A 394-nucleotide genomic window follows, 5' to 3' on the forward strand; every position below is an offset into this window, starting at 1 on the left:
CACGGCCATGCCCATGATCCGGGGCGTATTCCTCAATCCGAACGAAACGTTCGATCCGCAGCGTCACACACTCCAGTTCCATTTCACGCAGGGCGACTTGATGCGTCGCGAGATCGAGAGCGTCGAGGTCGAGATCATGGGCGTCGCCGAGACGGGACTCACCATCGGTCAGGTGGAGGACATGAAGAGTCGTACGGTGAACGACCGGCTCACGCCCGGGTTCAACCTGCGCGTCACCGGAACGAAGCTCCGCGTCGTAGGCGACAAGCCCGGCGTCGGCATCTTCTTCCGCGAAACGGCCACGAACACCGCCACCCGCGTGGACGAAGGCGACATCGTGATCAACAACCCCTCGGAGCTGATGATCATCATCCCCGCCCTCCCCGTCGGAACG

At 62.7% G+C, this 394-nt stretch carries 1 protein-coding gene; it reads left to right on the forward strand.

Going from position 1 to position 394, the window contains the following annotated elements; genetic code table 11:
* On the forward strand, positions 1-394 hold a 394-nt coding region (locus EII41_RS13830), incomplete at both ends, for a DUF4469 domain-containing protein (protein ID WP_124791021.1).

This window comes from Tannerella forsythia (assembly GCF_003860135.1).
Lineage (GTDB): Bacteria > Bacteroidota > Bacteroidia > Bacteroidales > Tannerellaceae > Tannerella > Tannerella forsythia_A.